Source organism: Microbulbifer maximicatervae (SeqCode), assembly GCF_052467825.1.
On sequence record NZ_CP174327.1, the window covers coordinates 4,919,312 to 4,936,339 of the forward strand.

A 17,028-nucleotide genomic window follows, 5' to 3' on the forward strand; every position below is an offset into this window, starting at 1 on the left:
GATTATATGCAGCCATAAGCTGAGCAAGTGATAATCTTCAGCTGCGAGAAACATTGGATAAATGACATAGACCTCACTATGAACCAATTAATTTAATATTCGCATACTAAAAAATCTTAGCTTATTCACTCAATACTTTAACAAATATTAGCAACCACAAAACCCTCAACACCTAAAGCAATTAATATAATCTTTTAGACAAATATTTTCTGCCTTCTCTCGCATAAAAACTGGCGCCGGTTATTTTAAAATTAACTATCATCGAGTTGTAAACGTGTACGAGGGTACTATATTATGCGCCCGCACATAAATTAAGTGCAAAAACAAAAATGGTTGTACCACTACTTCCAACCTATTAATTTAGAGGGATCAGATATGAACAGAAGTCATATTTTTCTTTCATTGGTAGTGCTCTCAGGGGCATCCCATGCAGCCCCCCTTTACAACTTTGTTGAGATAGACCAAACCGCAAGTTTTATAAGCGGTCATAATGTTGCAAAACAACCGGTAGTCAATGATGCCGCAGTAAGAAAAGAATATACGTTAATGGAACGCACCTCTTCTTTAAGTGCTGTTTCGGTTACTCCAGACGGTAGGCAATATACTGCAGAAGTAGATCAAGAATCCTTATCGCTATTGGAGCAAGCGATAGCAATTATTGAATCTCATGGTTTGGATTCAAGGATTTTTTCATCAAAAGGACAGGCGCCCACCATGATTCGTGGTGAGGAACAACTGCTCCCCACAGTTGTAATTGGTACCGACGATAGAGTTCAAATCACTAATACCGTGCAAAATCCTCACTGGTACAATGGCCGCATTGATGTAGGCTGTACCGGTACATTGATTACCGCAAAGCATGTGCTAACGGCAGGACATTGTGTTTCTGATGGCTCCGGCAACTGGTATAGTTCTCTTGATTTTACAGTGGCTCAATCTGGTAATTATGAGCCCTGGGGGAGTGAATCCTGGACAAATGCTGTGACTACCAGTGCTTGGCATAATAATTCAGATACGAACTATGACTATGCAATTATTGTGTTAGCGGAACCACCACACAATGGATATTCCGGATGGGGTGTCTATTCTGGCGGCACTCATAGTGTTACTGGATACCCTGGAGATAAGCCATTTGCTACTATGTGGACAGATTCCGGTAGCACGTCTTCAAGTACATACAGAGTGTGTTACACATTAGATACAGCTGGCGGTCAGAGTGGCAGTGGGATTAAGGATACGTCCAACAGTGTTCGCGGAATCCACACAACTGGATCATCCTCGCAAAACTGCGGAACGCGTATAACCAGTTCCGTCTATAACACTTTGCAGGATTGGATTGAAAATTACCCATAAAGTAAAATTAATTCACCCAAATTTAGAATAAGGCGCCCTTGGGCGCCTTTTTTAAAAGTATGAGAACGTTAATTTCTTTAATATTTTTTCTAAGTGCATGTGGAATGATGGCAGATGATGAACCCGAATGGCAGCGAATAATGGTGAGAGGCAGCCTAAATACACCTGATCCAGTTTTACAGGAAGTACAGCGTCTGGAAGAATTAGGAAAGGTAAAAGATGTAGTTATTCTTGAGTCCTATCCATTACAGATATGGTTTAGTTCCGATTTTGAGACAGCCGAGAAGCTGAAGTCCCTGTCAAATAAATATAGTTCATCTCACTAGTTTTCTCTTTACCTACGCGCGAATGATAATTTTTTATAGGTTCGTGTTAATAGTAAAAACCCGCCACAGCAGATTATAGTTCCAAAACACCGAAATTAATCTAACGACCTTTCCTCCTTGTTATTCTAGCTCAGGTTTTTTCCGATCATAGCAGTGCTCCACCAATCAAGGAATAATGAGCTTTAAACAGAAATCTACTCCTCAGCTAGCAATAAGAGCATATGCAGCTCGAAACACTAACCCGAGATCGTCCGGTCAAGTGATAGTCCCTACTGTTTGCTATAGCTCTTTTAGGAGGGATAGTAGTGAAGTCGCGCAACTAACACAGGCCCAGCCACTCTCATTTCTCTGATCTCCCTTTTTACTTCTCTAGGGCTCGTTGAATCGCAGGACCAAGTTGGCGCTTCCGTGAGATCACCCCCTCAGCAACAACCATGTCATCGACTACATGATCTCCAAATGCCGAGATAACAACAGCCTTATCTTGGCCATCACTCCAAAGCAGATAAGATCGATTTTCACGAGTGTCAACGATTGCGAAGATCAAATGATCGATACTTTTCTCTTTCTTTATCTCGCCCATAGCAGATTGCAGCTCGTATCTCCTATTAATCAACGGCTGGGCTATCAGCGTTTCAGCAACACCGATGCCAACTTCTTTTCCCCCAAATTCAAAGTCCTTATAGTCGAGTAAAATGATATCCTTAGCCGAAAAGCCACCCAAATCAGATTTTGCCATCAACATACGCTCTGCGAATTTATTGATATCATCTATGCCAGCTCTCTTGGCCAGTATTTGAACATAAGCTCTGTCGTATTCAGTTGTGGTAGGTGATGTCAGGTTAACCGTATCCGAAAGAACTGCGGCCAACCCCATACACGCCAGATGAATCGGCAGTTCAATGTCAAACATGCGTGCATGGTCAGTCAAAATCGTGGCGGTCGATCCCCAGGGCCTTATCTCTATACTAATTACATTCGGAATATTAATTGGTGATCCGCCAATCGCATGATGGTCGATTATTGCTACAATCGAGTCTGGGTCAATTCCAGTTGGCAATTGTGTGCTTTGATTAAAATCAACTAAGCCAACAGTCTTTCCTGAAAAATCTTCGATTATTTTTAGCTCATCAGCACCACATTGATCAATTGCAAAGCGAGTTTCAGGATTAACTTTACTGGGTGTCCCAGGCTTACCACCATAAATAAAGGCTGCTAGTAAGCTCCCGCTAACAGAATCAGTATCGGGAACTTTATGCCCGATCCAAACTAAATTCTGGCTGCTTTTTAACTCCTTCCTCAAATAGTCAGCAGTAGACAACTTATCGCCCTCCAGCTCTGAAGAACTGGATTCCTGCGCGTTTGATGTGACACCCACAGCTAAGCTAAGTGAAAATATGACTCTCAAAAGCAGATTGGGAAAACCCTTTGGTCCGTACTTACCTAATGTCGCCAGACATAAAATCAAAAATCTCATTGGCATCCTCCACAGTCATCTACCGGCAGTGAAATAGAAACTTTGATAGATAGCCGATGTTGCAACCAGCCTCCAGCCATACCATTTCCTCATCCGGCTACATATTAAGTAGATCGTAAAATTATTAATCCTTTCTAAATAAACAGGTAGGCAGTTCGTAATATAGACAAGGTGCAAGTATTTAACGGACGGGCCAGCTATATGCCTGCTATACCGCTGCAATTTGTCGCATGCGGCTACAACTAAGCATATTCCTTCACAAGCTTTGCCTAATAATTCAATTCTACTCTTAACTAAATACGCGCTAAGGACATCAGTTACCTATGAATATTAAGTATAAGCCGCCAGCCCTATTGACAAATGAAAAGAATCTTGCAGAGCGTTAGGTAGTTATACAAATAAATATGATTGACTGAAACCCTACCGTGAACCCCCAAGAAGTCTCTTGATGCAATATCTCTGAATGGCCTTCTTATCAGCAAAGGGTTCTATATCTCGCTAACGCGCCGCCTCTATCTAAAGTCATGTATTTTAAAAGAGCAAAAATACTCTTGTTTAAAATCTGACTTTTTACTACCGAAGCTCAGAGTTGTTGCGCTCTCTTAGCATATTCAAGCTTTCTCTTTCGGTGACTTTTGACTCATACATAAGCTTCTACACCATGAATTGGGTGCGCTTAAACTTATCATAACTTGGCTCTCCTTAACCCTCAGTATTGCAGATGAGACACAAGTACAATTTCTTAAGTTTTCTCCTGCCCGTCACTTTAAAACCAACATGCTCGCTTTCTTAAATGATCAAAGTTTGAACACCATTGGTGCTGGTAGCTTGGACCTTAAAGTTTGAAGCGAATGTGGGGCCGCTTACCGGTATTTCACGGCCCTAACAACCAAATCAGAGATGGACAGCCTTCATGACTTATGCCTGTCCAGTACTGATACCTCACTCAAATCTTTGGATGTCCTTAATAATTCTTTCTGAAAGGCGCTTAGTGTTATAATTTTCGTATTGTGATAATAACAAGGTGTAAAAATGGCAAAGTATATTTACCTCCCCGTAAACAGTGAAGAAATGCTAGAGTTTGCGGAGAATATGGCGAGCGCATGGAGTATTCCGAAGAATCATATTCTTGCCAACAAGGTCACATCTGGTATTGGTAAGTCTATGTACCGCTGGATTGATAAGTGTCTCAGTAGCCTCAAATCTGGTGATACTCTTTATATTGTTTCTCATGGTACTGGCGCTGGTGATGCTGAGCAAATTGGTGCTCAACGCAATAACGGTAAAAATAAACAAACCAAAGTTTTCGAGAGGGGCGTAGAGTCGTGGAAGGGTGGTGAATGGAAAACCTATACTCCGACACAGCTAGCAGCTACCCTGGTTAAAGAGGGTTTGCCTGGTAGTTTTGTTGACCTGCATCTCTGTGCTTGTGGGTCAGGTTATGACGGTGAAAGGTTAAGGCCCTGGGCGCAGCGTTTACGTGAGGCGATGGCCACTACCCATACAAGCCTAGAGGTTACTGGGTACCTTGGTTGGTTTGACGCTACTAGCAGTTCTGTCAAGATTAAGGTTAATACCAAGTATTATGATTTGAATGAGCGTGCGGTGACCTTTTCTTAATAGTTATTAGCCAAAGGTTACTGTAGACACCTGCAAGGGTGTTCAAAACTCTGTATCAGCCAAACACCTATAGGCTTTTGTATATCTCCAGGCGATCTGGAAAGCGGATCGCCTGCTGCCATAGTGCTAGATTCTAATTTTGAGTTAGGCTCGTCCAGCATCCGAGACTTTTAGTTCATAGACGTAAAGAAGCCTCTGTAAACTATAGTCTTGGCGAAACACTTTCGGTCTTAGCAAGCTCCAAATCAATATATTTTGGGTGTACAGCAAACGCGACTTTCGGCGCTTCCTCTCACTAATCAAGCCCTACTCCAAACACTTCACGCCACAATCGCCTTATGTCTATCCAATAGACAAGTTCTCTAGAGTCTGGGCACAAACTCGTATCATTTCACACCCTTTGATTCTAAATTAGAGTGAAGATTCAGCAGAATCTGTTTCTTGTCGCATAACTGACTTCTACCTTCAGTCTTTGGCTGTTCTGAATCATCTCTACATCTATTTTTGATAATGAGCAGGAACTGCTTAATTAGATATTCTTTATAAAAAGTTTTCTGCCCAATAATTATTACTTGAATATTTTACGTTATCAAGAATGTGCACAAGAGTATTAGTAGTATTTTGCGATAAATGTGAATCGCGATGGTACATAAAGGCTTTGTATACCCATTTTTGATTGTTCTGCCGTACACCAATAACGGTAGCTCTATTTTTTTCATGGCCAAAGAAAGCATAACCATATGAATTGCTATCATCTCCCCCAATAGACAATCTGCGTATTTTCAATTTTTTATCACTATTACTTTTTAAGACGGCATTCTCTGCAACATCTCTGGTGCTCGGGGTTGGTGTTTGATACGTTGACGTCCCTGCGTCGAAAGCAACATGGCATACGGATTGATCAGTCATAGTGAATCGGCACCCGGAAAGTTCCATGGTTAAAAAGAAGTTGACATCCCGTAAAGATTCATAAACTCTGCGATTTGTATGCGTGACTTTATTAGCTTCGTAAGGAAGCCAGTACACCCCAATTCGGTATTCATCGCACTGGTCATCTCTTCCTTCTATAGTAAATCTTTTTCCGTCATTTGTTGTTGCTTTAAAATATTTCACACCGGCTACTCGATAAGAGAACCCAGAGGTTGAGATACGAATACTTTTTATCTCACTGTTGTCTGTTTGTTTAGCTTCATTAGCCCTATCCCAAAATACATCTCCGATATTGAAGAAATATCTTATTGCCTCTAGACCAGCTTTAGAATAACCTCCATATACCTCTAAGAAAGAGGAAATTCTGTCAAGATCATAACGTGTTATATGTTTTTCCCTATTTATCCCCAAGCGAAGCGCTGCATAGTCAAGTGCGCCCTCTGGGAGTTTAAGTTGGCTGCAAATCGCATCAAGTTTCATAATCATCCTTTTTAATTGAACTTATACTTCTTTCACAGTGACTTTAAATACTTTTAAAATCCCCCATTTAATTCTATTCAAACATCATTCAAGGCAATGCTAACATTTATATCGGCATAGTCGGACACGAATTCCTTTCACCGCTCAATAGGCCAGCTATAAAAATCTAGACATTAATACAACTCCCACAAGCACAATTAGTTAAACTAACAGGAGTCGCCATAACCACCTACAAGCCTCGCTCAGTAGTCGGAATACCTATCTGCGATCAATAATTTTTTTTACTTTACCAAGTTTGTTACTTATTTCTCCAGGTTGTAAAATTTCTATATTGATTCTTGAGGCTGCTTCGAGTCCAAGGAAAATCATACGAAGGGTTACATCTGAACTGGTGAGATTCTTATAACACTGTCGTGATAAATGATCTTTATCTCGATTATCGACAGATTCTCTTGCTTCAATTTCAAATGCCAAATGATCGTGTCCATCAACTTTTTCGATGATACAGTGGTAAAATGAGCTAAGACCCGTGACGGCAGTGATAGCTTTTTCTAGCGCAATTGGATAGACATTCCCACCATTGATTGTGAACATATTATCAATACGCCCCTTAATGGGACCCAAATAGGTCCCGGGATGGCCGCATTCGCAAGGGCCTTTGTGCATCTCCACCAGATCATGAGTGTTATAGCGAATCAGTGGAAGGGCTTCACGTTGCAGAGCGGTTATAACTAATTCTCCAGTAGCACCATCTTCACATGGTTCTCCTGTATCAGGGTCAATAACTTCTGCATGAAAGAAGTCTTCCCACACATGTAAATTATGATGTTGGCATTCACTTGCTATCAGCCCAAGCTCAGTGTTTGCATACATATTAATCAACCTGGCGTTGAATAGCATCTCATAGTGGCTCCGAAATTCTTCAGAGAATAGTTCACCCACCATAAATATATTGCGTATATTTAAGGACGCTAGAGGTATATGCTTCTCCAGGCAGTGACGTTCCAGCCTAGGTAATAAAGAGGGAAGGCAAACTATATAATCCAGCTGATACCTTTGTAGGCTCTGTAGCTGATGGTCTACCCCAAGAAATGAATCTGCAGGAATAGTGAGGCCAAATATTTCAGCGGCAGCATGACAAATCATACCACTGGGCCAGGGACCATAAGTCATTGCGCACAAACACTTATGAGACGGCTCGACACCTGTAAATAAGAAACTGCGTGCTTGTGAGATTATTGCATTATTAATATCTTTTCGGGTATAAGGTACGTGTTTGGGAGTACCAGTGCTACCTGATGTGTGGCAGTAGCGAATAATATCGTCAAAAGCCATACTCACTGTTGTCATTGGCTTTGAAAATATTTCTGAACTTATAATCGGCAGTTGTTGTAAATCTTTATAGCTTTGAATTGCCTCTATATCAACATTGTTTTGTTCAAGTAATTCACGATAGTAGTTAGACTTTGCAAAAGCCTTACTGAGCAGCCACCTGAGTTGATTATTTTTGAATGCCTGCTGTTCAGTTCTAGACTGACTGTTTTGGTGCAAAAAATCTGCCAGTAGTTCACTATAGTTCATAAATACACTAGTAATCTATTTATAGATATTTAATTGGTCGTTCTGCAGAAAAATGCACACGGTGTAATTCCCGTCGTTGATTGTAGTCATTTACTGCATAGTGTAAGACTTGGTGATTATTCCAAAGCACTAGTGTGCCGGGGCGCCATTGCACTCGGCAATTAAACTCAGGTTTTTCGATGTGTTTAAATAGATAATTTAGCAGCCCCGAACTTTCATCAAGTGTCATACCCTCAAAATGCGAGGTGGTAGTCCGATTCAAGTAGAGAAAAGGCTTACCAGTTACAGGGTTTCTACAAACTGCCGGGTGTACTGCAGACTCCAGTGGCATTAATTTTAGTGCCCGCTCTATACCAGAGCTACTCTCACCTGAACTTTCCATTAACTTTGATGATGGTTGTTTTTTGAGCATTAGCTCTGTGGTATGTATCACATTGAGGGATTTAACTACTTGCTGTATTGCAGTTGAAAGGCTCTCGTAAGCAAGTGTTGAACTTGTAAAAAGGGTATCGCCTCCTCTGTTGGGAATATCAATACCATACAAAGCTATACCTTTTACCGGCTTGGAATAATATCCCTGATCATGATGCCAGATCCCACCAGTATTTTGCTTTTCACCGATCTCTTTGATAATCCTAGCAACTTGTGGGTACTCCTCAGAGTGACCTTGAAAGAAGAAATAATTTTTTTGAAGTTCTCCAAATAAGCCGCAGAAATTGACAAATGCTTTTGTATCCAGGTCCATATCCCTGATAACCAATAGCTCATACTCATGCCATAGGTTTTGCAATGTTAGTCCTGTACTTTGATCCAAATCCGCCAGCTCTTTAGCTGGAATCTCAATCCCGAAATTACCAGTTAAATAGTTAAAATTCATAAAATGCTCTCGATCTCAGTTGTTGTGAATTGTGACCAGTTCGACAATTTTAATGCTTCGGGTAAACCACCCGTTGAGCGCATCATTGCGGCTCTAGCTGAACAAAAAGTTGCTGCGCGAACAATTTCTTTTAACGTATCCAGCTGATCGTTAACATTGTTAAGAGCGGCCATTCCACAGGGCACGAGGTCCTGATTATTGCCTTCACATGAGAAACTCATCTGGCGCACCGGTGTCGACCTGGCCTTTATTTCCTGGAACAAAGCCGACGTTAACTGGTGAATTCCTTTACAGTGATTGAAAGATTCAACACTTAAATTATCTGGCAAACCTCCGTTAAGGCGATGATCCATTAAAATCAATATTTGTCGATCAAGCATTTCAGATAGACGATGGATAATTTCCAGCATAAATTCAGCAGAAGCTGCCAGCCCAATCGCATAAAAGAGTCCGCCATGCCAGGGACCAGACTCAAGAATTAGGGGGTTGTCAGCGACGGCTAGAGCTTCGGAACGAATTTTAGCTTCGGAGTAATCCAATAAATCAAGGCAGTGTCCAAGTATCTGAGGAGCACACCGAACAGAATAACGAGCTTGTAACAAAGTTTTCTTGCCTTCGACAATCTTCGGCGATTTTAAATAGTCACGTCGTAGTTGTGTCAGTAGGTTACCTGCCCGAGCGTAGCTGGTGTGTACCTCCCCATAATGCAAACCTTCCGAGAAATGTTCATCTCCGGTGCCTATCGCCAGGGACATAAGCGCAACAGATTTAAAACAGTCCCTTAATACCTTCCTTAATTGATAATCATGTTCGATAGCCCATGAAGCCATCATGGCATTGGTATTTACTAGACCAATTACGTCGCGAGGGCCTTTTGGTCCATCCTCGAATAGGGGAGATATGGCATGGGCCATAGAAATTAAGTCACCACTGGCTCCCAAGCTACCTTTTCGGGGAACTCTGGGAAGAGCTTCACTGTTTGCCAGGTTAAGAAGTGCTTGATAAGTGGAAGGATGGATGCCAGATAAGCCATAGGCCGTTTTCCGAGCTTGTAGTTTCAAAGCGCGTCTGACGACCGACTTCGGCAGAGGAGTACCGATGCCAACTTGTAAATATTCCAATAAGTTGACTTGGGTATTTTTCCATTGATTTGGATCTAAGGAATTTCGCTCATTCTCACCATAGCTAGTGTGTAGGCCATAAATGGGGTTGTCAGTATCGTCGATCTGATCTTGAAGTAATGCATAGGAGCGTTTAACTCTGGAAATGTCTTTGTCACTCGCGAGAATTGGGTTGGGTAGATATCCCCACTCATACCAAGTCTGCAAAGGAAAAGTTAAAGCTAAACTAAAATTAGCATCAGAGGATACTGCATTACTATTCGCTGGTACGGGATAGCTGAGAGATGACCTAGACACTCTAACTCCAAAACTTTTTGAATAAATAGGGAGTAAAGAAATTAACATGAGTATAAAAACATGAAAAATAGAAGTCGGCGCTGGTTGCCATAGACAATATCTATGGCAACCAAGAGTATGTCGATGTAGACTCGATAGCTGCTTTTAAATTAAGTCGCTAAATAAGTTAGGCTCTATGTTTCCACACGCTGATGAACTTAATTACTTTATTGAAGTTGCAAAAACAAAAAACATATCCAGGGCAGCAGAAAGATTGGGGATTAGGCAGCCGAGTCTGAGCGCTGCTATCAAGAGGCTAGAAAGACAGCTAGGGACTGAAATAATAATACGAGAAAAAACTGGTGTTCAGCTTTCACGTGCTGGTCTTAGGCTGCTAAAGAGCGCTCAGCAGCTATTAGATGATTGGGATGAGGTTAAGTATTCTGCGCTGCGAGAAAATAAAGAGGCCGTTGGTCATTTCACCATTGGATGTCACAGCTCGATTTCACTACATATGCTACCTGATAGCCTTCCTGCTTTTATCGCACAAAACCCAGGTATTGAATTGAGCTTCCAGCATGCACTTTCTCGTGAAATTGTAGAGGCCGTGATCAGCTGGAAAATCGATATCGGTATTGTCGTAAATCCTGTATCTCATCCTGACTTAGTAATCAAGCACCTTTGTCACGATGTGGTTAGTTTTTGGCATAATCCTAAGAAAATTCAATCTAGAGACGTACTAATATATGATCCAGCACTGATGCAGACGAACTGGCTGCTGAAAACCATATCTGAAAGCAATAGATATAAGCAATATATAAGGTCTTCAAGTCACGAGCTAATCACAAAAATGACATTAGAGGGATTTGGGGTTGGTATTATTCCTGGTCGAGTTGCACAGACACATGGAAGAAATCAGCTAGAATGGGTTAATAAAGACCAACCAGGCTTTAAAGATGAAATATGTCTTGTATATCGGCGCGAGATAACTCATAGCATGGGTGCAAAGAAATTAATTGAAGAATTTAAACTTACCAACTATGGGAAAAATTTCTATTAGATACAATTGAAATAAAACTCAAAACCATAAAATTATCAATAATATTTTGAGCTGCAGAGCACTGCTGGTTAATATCCATGTAATTTAAGCAGCCTTTCAATTGTAAAAATATAAAGGGTTTTATCCATTTAATACAAGAATAGTTTACGCTCACAAGCGAGATATTCCCGAGATGATATTAATCATCCCAAGCCACAGTTTCAGTCAAATATTAGCTCCGCGGTATAAATACCACAATCAATCTTGCCTTTTTTACTCAGCTAAACATTGCACATTTGATAGATACCTATCAATTTTCAGAAGAGCAATAAAACCAGATCTATGGAAAGATAAAATTGAAAACAATCGCTCTATAGAGAAATTGAACAATAAGCACTCAACAATATTCCAGCAATGTTCTACCAAACACTGAGATTTCAGGACACCCACTAGAGAAAAAGTTCAAGATATCCACTCATAGATACTGCTCTTCGCTTAAAAACAAAGTGTTACAAAGTCTGAGTACAAATTTGAGGCCTAAAAAGCATGATGAATTTCAATTAAGCTAATCAACCCGCAAAGACATTAGTACTACATTATGCGAAACAGCTAAGATCTGAAATCGCGGAGTCTATTGTTTCTGGAAACTCTAATTTAGGCAGTAAAGAAGAGGCAAAATCCCTGGCCTACTTTTTCTGGGAAATGACAGATCAAGCAGTTGATGACCAAAAGGAATGCAAGATGGTTGAGGGCATTACTGACATTCAATCTGGCTAGAAAAAGCGCTTCATATATTTAGAGGTTACTTCAAAAAACAAGGTTATCAGCAAGAGTGGTCAGAGGGCTATGATAACTGCCATAGCGATTAGTACACGGTAAAAGATCTTGTTTGCCCCATTGCTTGACGCTATTACAGCGGTTCCAATACGTTACCTGAAATCAGATCTAGGGCAGTCTGGGGGCCAAATTGGAACTAATTGACCTCTATAACTGGCAAGGATCAATTGGCGGCGTCCTTCCTCTAGTCTTTGACCGCATGGGTACACCAAAAGGGCACTGGATCTACCTAGCTCCCCCTTGACTGAAGCTTTAAGCACTTGGCAGGCCGGATGGCATTGATTCAGCAGGTTAGCATACAGCAGATTGGTCTAGCGGCAGTGGGCTGCTGCCAATTACACGCCGAGCGGAAAGGTATATCTACCCCCACTTCAGTTAGATCACTATTAAAAAATGGCTGATTTGGGTGGATGGCACTTAGACCTAAGAAAAAGTAGAGCTATTGCTACCGACACTCCACCCATATTGCACAGATTCCGAATTTCCACCAATCACTGGCTCTTCTTAAGTCACAACTTTGAAAACTGCTTCAAAGTTGCTATCAAGGGTACGTTACGCTTCTGGCGCCCTTACATAGGAAAACTAATCAGATTATCTCCCTGCCTTAGCCAGGCTGGATTCAGCTAATGGGCCATAACCACAACCCCAATACTGTTCGCCAGTTTTCATACTTGTTTTCCAACAAGTTTCCTTATTTGGTGTTCTCATTAATAGAACCTGAATTTCAAAGGGAGGATCAACATCTAAGATCTCGTATGGCGGCGTTACGTATGAACCATCTTTGACCACACGAACAATACTTAGCTTCCTATATTTTGTTTCCGGCTTCCAATCAAAGAATATTGTTCCTTCTGAAGTTTCAAATTCACAGTTCCAGTTTCGGTTAACAATACTCCTCTCTCCATCATATAGCTGCTTGTAAGAACAAACATATTTATTGTTAATTGGGTCAAAGTCATTTATAAAGTACTTAACGAAGACTCGATACCCCATATCATTCGGTAAAGCTCTTATTGAATGGACGTCGAAAATATCGTTTCGTGCAATAACAGTATCTTCTTTTTCAATTTTCTTTACTTCAATTGATGCACATGAAATTAAAGCTAAACAAATCGCCAGCGCAGATATTCTCATAAATTATTCATCATATTTTTATAATGGCCACCGCATATGCAAGCAGCCTGTTGCAGGTCCCAAGCACATGAAATTTTTTGTCCACAATTTTTAGAAGCTGGGTTAATGGATCACATTACTTGTAAATTAAACATCTATGCACAGGCTGCTCTTTTACAAAAGTATTAAAGACACAAGGACCACCCGCAGCCCTTATTCCATCACATTTTTTCTCGTGGTAGGTCGTTTCCTGCTCAACTTCATAAATTAAGCACTCTCTATTTGATACGCAGCCCATCAAGAACAAGGAAGGCAAAAGAATTAGTTTTTTAATCATCTCATTAATAGTTAAGCTTTTTAAGTTTCTAACGACGTGTACACGAGGAATCAAAACACACTGTTGCTGCCCGAGCGACACAACCATACAGTCTTGCACCTGACTTTAAGGGATCGCCAAGTATTAAGCTTTGCGTTTGATCTGGATACATCTCTAATTTCAGGATTTTCCATCCTTCGCCACGATCTGAAGAGTTTTTCCTTAAATACGAGATAGTATTAAGGGGGCCGAATGTATTCGCTACTGAGAACTGAATCTCTTCTTTATCACCGCAAGGCATGTAAAAATATACTCCTGCTATTTCTTGCTTGCCGCTCTTGGTAATACCTACGCTGTCATCCATTCGTGCAGAAATCAAGGGTTCATGAATACTGTCAACCATAGACCGGTAGATAAAACCAATCAGGTGGTCGTCTTCCTATTCTTGCTTGTTCTGGTTTTCTACCATTGTTAAGTCATCGAAGGGTAAAATAAAAAATTATTTTGAACCTTGTTCTTATTATAACGCTTAAGGTACTTGTTGCAAAACCATAACGAATCATCAACTTTGGCTTTAGGTGTCTTTCCTTTGTTTTTTTAGCTTAGGTGCAGCCAATTTAACTTCACTGTATTTCCAATTAATGAGAGCTCTCAGTAAATCAAGCTCGCCAAATTTGTCGAGGGAACATAGCTTACCTACGATGTGTTCAGTATCACCTATCACTAGCCTAATCTTTCAATGTAGAAATTTCTTATCTCAAAAAATCGTATGCAGTAGCACGTTGGATTGCTTTGACTTTTTTCTACTGGATTCATCGGCTATTTTGCTTCCGTAATCTGGCAGCCAATTTGGCTATCAGGTCACTTCGCTATATGACAAGGAACGGTTGACGGTAAAGTTCCTCTAGCCATTGACAGTAGGGGGTATTCCGAAAAGGAGCTGCATCTACCTAGATTACCCCTCAGACTGTAGCTTTAAACACTTGGCGGAATGAGTGAAATTTATACAACTGATTGATATATAGCAATGCTCGGGTTATGGGGCCGCCAGGCTTCTTTGCCCTCCTTCACCCCGCTAACTAGCCACCTTCAGGGGCCAGTATGACGATATTGATCCGGCCATCTAACGCTCCACCAGCTTCGAAAGAGCCTTCTGTTACCAATTCGAATTAGAGCCGTATGTAGTCTGCTAGACAACGGCTCCAAAGTTCATACTCAGAACCCGCTTTCTCAATCTGTGAGAGCCAAGAACCGCTCCACTCTCCTAGGATATTCAGGCCTTTGCTCTCTGCTGCTTTTTGATCCGCACATAGATTTCTTCACGGTGGATGGGGAGTGATTTGGGTGCGCTTATGCCTATCTTCACTTGATTGCCTTTAACCTCCAGCACTGTGACTGAGACATTTGCTCCAATCCTTAGAAGTTCACCTGTCCGTCGCTTTAAGATCAACATACTTATTTCCTTCGATGGTCAAAGTTTGGGCGCTTCCGAGATGGGGAAGCTTGGGCTTAACGTTTGGAGGAAATGCGGGGTGGTGCGCGGGGGCGGTAGGCAGAGAAGAGGAAAAGGCGGGCGCTAGGCTTCCAGAGCTTGGGAACAGGCCCCAAGCCGCTGAATGTACTCCACTTTATTGAAGACGAGCGGGTTTCTAGCGTATTATCCATATAGCCACTTTGATACTGTACTTATCAATTTGGTCAGCTGGCCCCGGGTGTTCCTAGCACCTTGGGTCAGCGCCTTTTACTTACTCTTACGTCACGCTACCGTTCTCCTTTGAGGGGATGGGTCTTTTGGAAAACTCTTGGCTCTCTCGAAGTTTTCAAAATCTTTTATACTTCTGAAGCGTTTATAGTTGGCTCGCTCAATTACGGCCAAAATACCCAAAATATCTATCGATTTTACGCAGCTTTGAGATCGAAACAAACTGAATAAATTTCAATAGGATTATTTCCGCGCCTATATTTTAGTTATTTCGACTGAGGAAATGTCAATCAACCATTGGAAAACTCAATTTACATTGAAATTCATCCCATGCTTTCCTTAAAAGATTAAAGAGTAATGCTCTCAATCATACAGCTAACTAAAGGCAAAACCGGGGAATGTGAAAGTTCACTAATAATTTAATTGGCTCATTAGTTTTATACTCGTATCCGCACTCCATTGCTAAATACTGGAAGAACGGGATTCCGTTGTAGGGATAAATATTGAGTTCAGCATGGAGTTACCACCTTGCAAGTCACCTCTCCACATTAGTGCTATTGCTTGGTTATTTTGGGTTAAAACCAACCGTACAAGTAGCCGCTAGTAAGGTCATTTTAAATTCCAGGCTTAGCTCTCTCCTTACCAGTATTGCCAAGACATTGAAGACTCTGATTACACTTGTACTCAACAGCGCATTCGCACGGTCGTATCTAGTGAGCAACCCAAAGCTCTACTTTATTTATTGGTGGTGAGCGCTTGAAGGAAGCTAAAGCACTCCCCTTTCAGTTGGAACGCTATTTCGAGCCAGTAACTGGAGTGGCCGGTATTTAGATCCTTAAAAACGAGGTAGGATGTGCTGTATCAGCCCTCCTATCCGAGATACTTGATACCTCACCTCTCTACTGGCTATGTAGCAACCATATTTTGAAAGCAGATTAAAGTTTGTAGGTGACTGCCAGTAGCTTCCTCTCAGTATTCCTTATAATCTGGCCTAACCTCAAATCAGCCTTCCCAAAGCCTGAACGCCAATTCTGGTATTCCACTTCCCTTGCCACTATGTCAGAGATGGAGAGTCTGCAAAAAGCTCTCATGGCTATTTACATCAAAGCCACTGCCACCTGGGGCCATCAGGATAAAGCCTTAACCTTTGCCCTTGAATATGTGTACGGCCGGTATAAGTATCCTCGCTCCCATCGACAGTCTCTTTAACAACAGTACCGCGAAAACGTTGATACCATTTGCCTGTATAATTACGATCTTGAAAATTTTTTAAGCGCAACTTACAGGTTTTTGACGAAATCCCAAAATCCATTTCGGTTTCACTTAAGTCAACATTATTTTTTTCCAGTTCTTCTTTAAACTGCTCCATATAATCGCTAGTGGGCTGGTAGTGGCCACTGAAATTGTTAATATGCTCTATTATTCCACCTACCACAGAGATATGCCCAGCCGCAGCAACTGGACGCCCCGAAAAAAATGCTGAATGGTGCTGAATGTCACCATTTTTGTTACCACAAAAGATACGTCCATTTTTGTCCATAACAAATGCCCAAGATCCGCCAGGATTGGTATTAAGTCTCTCTCCGCGCCAAAACAGAAGCCCATCTTGTATAGTAACCTGATATTTTTCTCGTTCAGCTTCACTCATATAGGGCACAGCAACTCCACTATAAGTATCTTTACTTAAACCGCTATCTTTTAGCATTCCAAGTTCTTTGTATGGCATGGCAGTTATCTCCTTTATAAATTCGCTTAATAGATATCCATCAATAATAGCTAGTAATATTGACAACTATTTCAAGAGTATTTCTATCTCCATTCGTAAGTTTGAATCCAATGTAAATCATTGCGTTTCCGGTTACATACGCAAGGCTTTTCTTTGTGGGAAAGATACCCAACCCGGAAGAGATTATGAGCATCGGCGTCAGTGTATTGAGGGTAGGAAGCAAAAGCTAGCCGGTATCATTGCACTCGATATTG

Annotated in this window: 13 protein-coding genes; 4 read left to right on the plus strand and 9 right to left on the minus strand. The window is 41.3% G+C overall.

Going from position 1 to position 17,028, the window contains the following annotated elements; all coding sequences use genetic code 11:
* The first annotated feature begins 375 nt into the window (after window positions 1-375).
* Together ACJJII_RS21640 and ACJJII_RS21645 are read left to right on the plus strand one after the other, a co-directional pair.
* Entirely contained in the window at window positions 376-1,353 is a 978-nt protein-coding gene (locus ACJJII_RS21640; protein WP_444917702.1) for a trypsin-like serine peptidase, read from the plus strand.
* A 104-nt stretch (window positions 1,354-1,457) separates the two neighbouring features.
* Window positions 1,458-1,679, plus strand: a complete 222-nt coding sequence (locus ACJJII_RS21645; protein ID WP_444917703.1) for a hypothetical protein — start codon at window positions 1,458-1,460, stop codon at window positions 1,677-1,679.
* A 361-nt stretch (window positions 1,680-2,040) separates the two neighbouring features.
* Here ACJJII_RS21645 and ACJJII_RS21650 read toward each other — a convergent pair whose 3' ends face one another.
* Window positions 2,041-3,156: a manganese-dependent inorganic pyrophosphatase gene (locus ACJJII_RS21650; protein WP_444917704.1), complete on the minus strand. Its 1,116-nt coding sequence runs from the start codon at window positions 3,154-3,156 to the stop codon at window positions 2,041-2,043.
* Window positions 3,157-4,188: 1,032 nt separating this feature from the next.
* On the opposite strand from ACJJII_RS21650, the gene ACJJII_RS21655 reads away from it, so the two are divergent.
* A complete protein-coding gene (locus ACJJII_RS21655; RefSeq protein WP_444917705.1) occupies window positions 4,189-4,776 on the plus strand; it encodes a hypothetical protein in 588 nt (195 codons plus the stop codon).
* Window positions 4,777-5,316: 540 nt separating this feature from the next.
* On the opposite strand, the gene ACJJII_RS21660 is transcribed toward ACJJII_RS21655, so the two are convergent.
* The 4 genes from ACJJII_RS21660 to ACJJII_RS21675 form a co-directional block, all read right to left on the minus strand.
* Window positions 5,317-6,186: a hypothetical protein gene (locus ACJJII_RS21660; protein ID WP_444917706.1), complete on the minus strand. Its 870-nt coding sequence runs from the start codon at window positions 6,184-6,186 to the stop codon at window positions 5,317-5,319.
* A gap of 258 nt (window positions 6,187-6,444) precedes the next feature.
* On the minus strand, window positions 6,445-7,767 hold the full coding sequence (locus ACJJII_RS21665; protein ID WP_444917707.1) for a phenylacetate--CoA ligase family protein: 1,323 nt from the start codon (window positions 7,765-7,767) through the stop codon (window positions 6,445-6,447).
* Window positions 7,768-7,786: 19 nt separating this feature from the next.
* Window positions 7,787-8,644, minus strand: a complete 858-nt coding sequence (locus ACJJII_RS21670; protein ID WP_444917708.1) for a TauD/TfdA dioxygenase family protein — start codon at window positions 8,642-8,644, stop codon at window positions 7,787-7,789.
* Window positions 8,641-10,062 (minus strand): aromatic amino acid lyase, encoded by a 1,422-nt coding sequence (locus tag ACJJII_RS21675; protein WP_444917709.1) that lies wholly within the window; start codon window positions 10,060-10,062, stop codon window positions 8,641-8,643. The genes ACJJII_RS21670 and ACJJII_RS21675 overlap by 4 nt, the downstream gene beginning before the upstream one ends.
* 175 nt (window positions 10,063-10,237) lie before the next feature.
* Between ACJJII_RS21675 and ACJJII_RS21680 the strand changes: the two genes are divergently transcribed.
* On the plus strand, window positions 10,238-11,101 hold the full coding sequence (locus ACJJII_RS21680; RefSeq protein WP_444917710.1) for a LysR family transcriptional regulator: 864 nt from the start codon (window positions 10,238-10,240) through the stop codon (window positions 11,099-11,101).
* Between the two features lie 1,407 nt (window positions 11,102-12,508).
* Here the strand turns inward: ACJJII_RS21680 and ACJJII_RS21685 are convergent.
* From ACJJII_RS21685 to ACJJII_RS21700, 4 genes are all read right to left on the minus strand, one after another.
* Window positions 12,509-13,051, minus strand: coding sequence for a hypothetical protein (locus ACJJII_RS21685; protein ID WP_444917711.1), 543 nt, complete (start codon window positions 13,049-13,051; stop codon window positions 12,509-12,511).
* 344 nt (window positions 13,052-13,395) lie between these two features.
* The gene (locus ACJJII_RS21690; RefSeq protein WP_444917712.1) at window positions 13,396-13,749 is read right to left on the minus strand and encodes a hypothetical protein; all 354 of its coding nucleotides are present in this window, start codon (window positions 13,747-13,749) and stop codon (window positions 13,396-13,398) included.
* Between the two features lie 870 nt (window positions 13,750-14,619).
* Window positions 14,620-14,799 (minus strand): carbon storage regulator CsrA, encoded by a 180-nt coding sequence (gene csrA, locus ACJJII_RS21695; RefSeq protein WP_444893306.1) that lies wholly within the window; start codon window positions 14,797-14,799, stop codon window positions 14,620-14,622.
* 1,351 nt (window positions 14,800-16,150) lie between these two features.
* The gene (locus ACJJII_RS21700; protein ID WP_444917713.1) at window positions 16,151-16,774 is read right to left on the minus strand and encodes an IQM protein middle domain-containing protein; all 624 of its coding nucleotides are present in this window, start codon (window positions 16,772-16,774) and stop codon (window positions 16,151-16,153) included.
* Between the last annotated feature and the right edge of the window lie 254 nt (window positions 16,775-17,028).

What these genes read in the sequence shown, in the direction of transcription:
- ACJJII_RS21640 (WP_444917702.1), top strand. Translation starts at nt 376, where the DNA reads ATGAACAGAAGTCATATTTTTCTTTCATTGGTAGTGCTCTCAGGGGCA.
- ACJJII_RS21645 (WP_444917703.1), top strand. Translation starts at nt 1,458, where the DNA reads ATGATGGCAGATGATGAACCCGAATGGCAGCGAATAATGGTGAGAGGC.
- ACJJII_RS21650 (WP_444917704.1), bottom strand. Translation starts at nt 3,156, where the DNA reads ATGAGATTTTTGATTTTATGTCTGGCGACATTAGGTAAGTACGGACCA.
- ACJJII_RS21655 (WP_444917705.1), top strand. Translation starts at nt 4,189, where the DNA reads ATGGCAAAGTATATTTACCTCCCCGTAAACAGTGAAGAAATGCTAGAG.
- ACJJII_RS21660 (WP_444917706.1), bottom strand. Translation starts at nt 6,186, where the DNA reads ATGAAACTTGATGCGATTTGCAGCCAACTTAAACTCCCAGAGGGCGCA.
- ACJJII_RS21665 (WP_444917707.1), bottom strand. Translation starts at nt 7,767, where the DNA reads ATGAACTATAGTGAACTACTGGCAGATTTTTTGCACCAAAACAGTCAG.
- ACJJII_RS21670 (WP_444917708.1), bottom strand. Translation starts at nt 8,644, where the DNA reads ATGAATTTTAACTATTTAACTGGTAATTTCGGGATTGAGATTCCAGCT.
- ACJJII_RS21680 (WP_444917710.1), top strand. Translation starts at nt 10,238, where the DNA reads ATGTTTCCACACGCTGATGAACTTAATTACTTTATTGAAGTTGCAAAA.
- ACJJII_RS21685 (WP_444917711.1), bottom strand. Translation starts at nt 13,051, where the DNA reads ATGAGAATATCTGCGCTGGCGATTTGTTTAGCTTTAATTTCATGTGCA.
- ACJJII_RS21690 (WP_444917712.1), bottom strand. Translation starts at nt 13,749, where the DNA reads ATGGTTGACAGTATTCATGAACCCTTGATTTCTGCACGAATGGATGAC.
- csrA (WP_444893306.1), bottom strand. Translation starts at nt 14,799, where the DNA reads ATGTTGATCTTAAAGCGACGGACAGGTGAACTTCTAAGGATTGGAGCA.
- ACJJII_RS21700 (WP_444917713.1), bottom strand. Translation starts at nt 16,774, where the DNA reads ATGCCATACAAAGAACTTGGAATGCTAAAAGATAGCGGTTTAAGTAAA.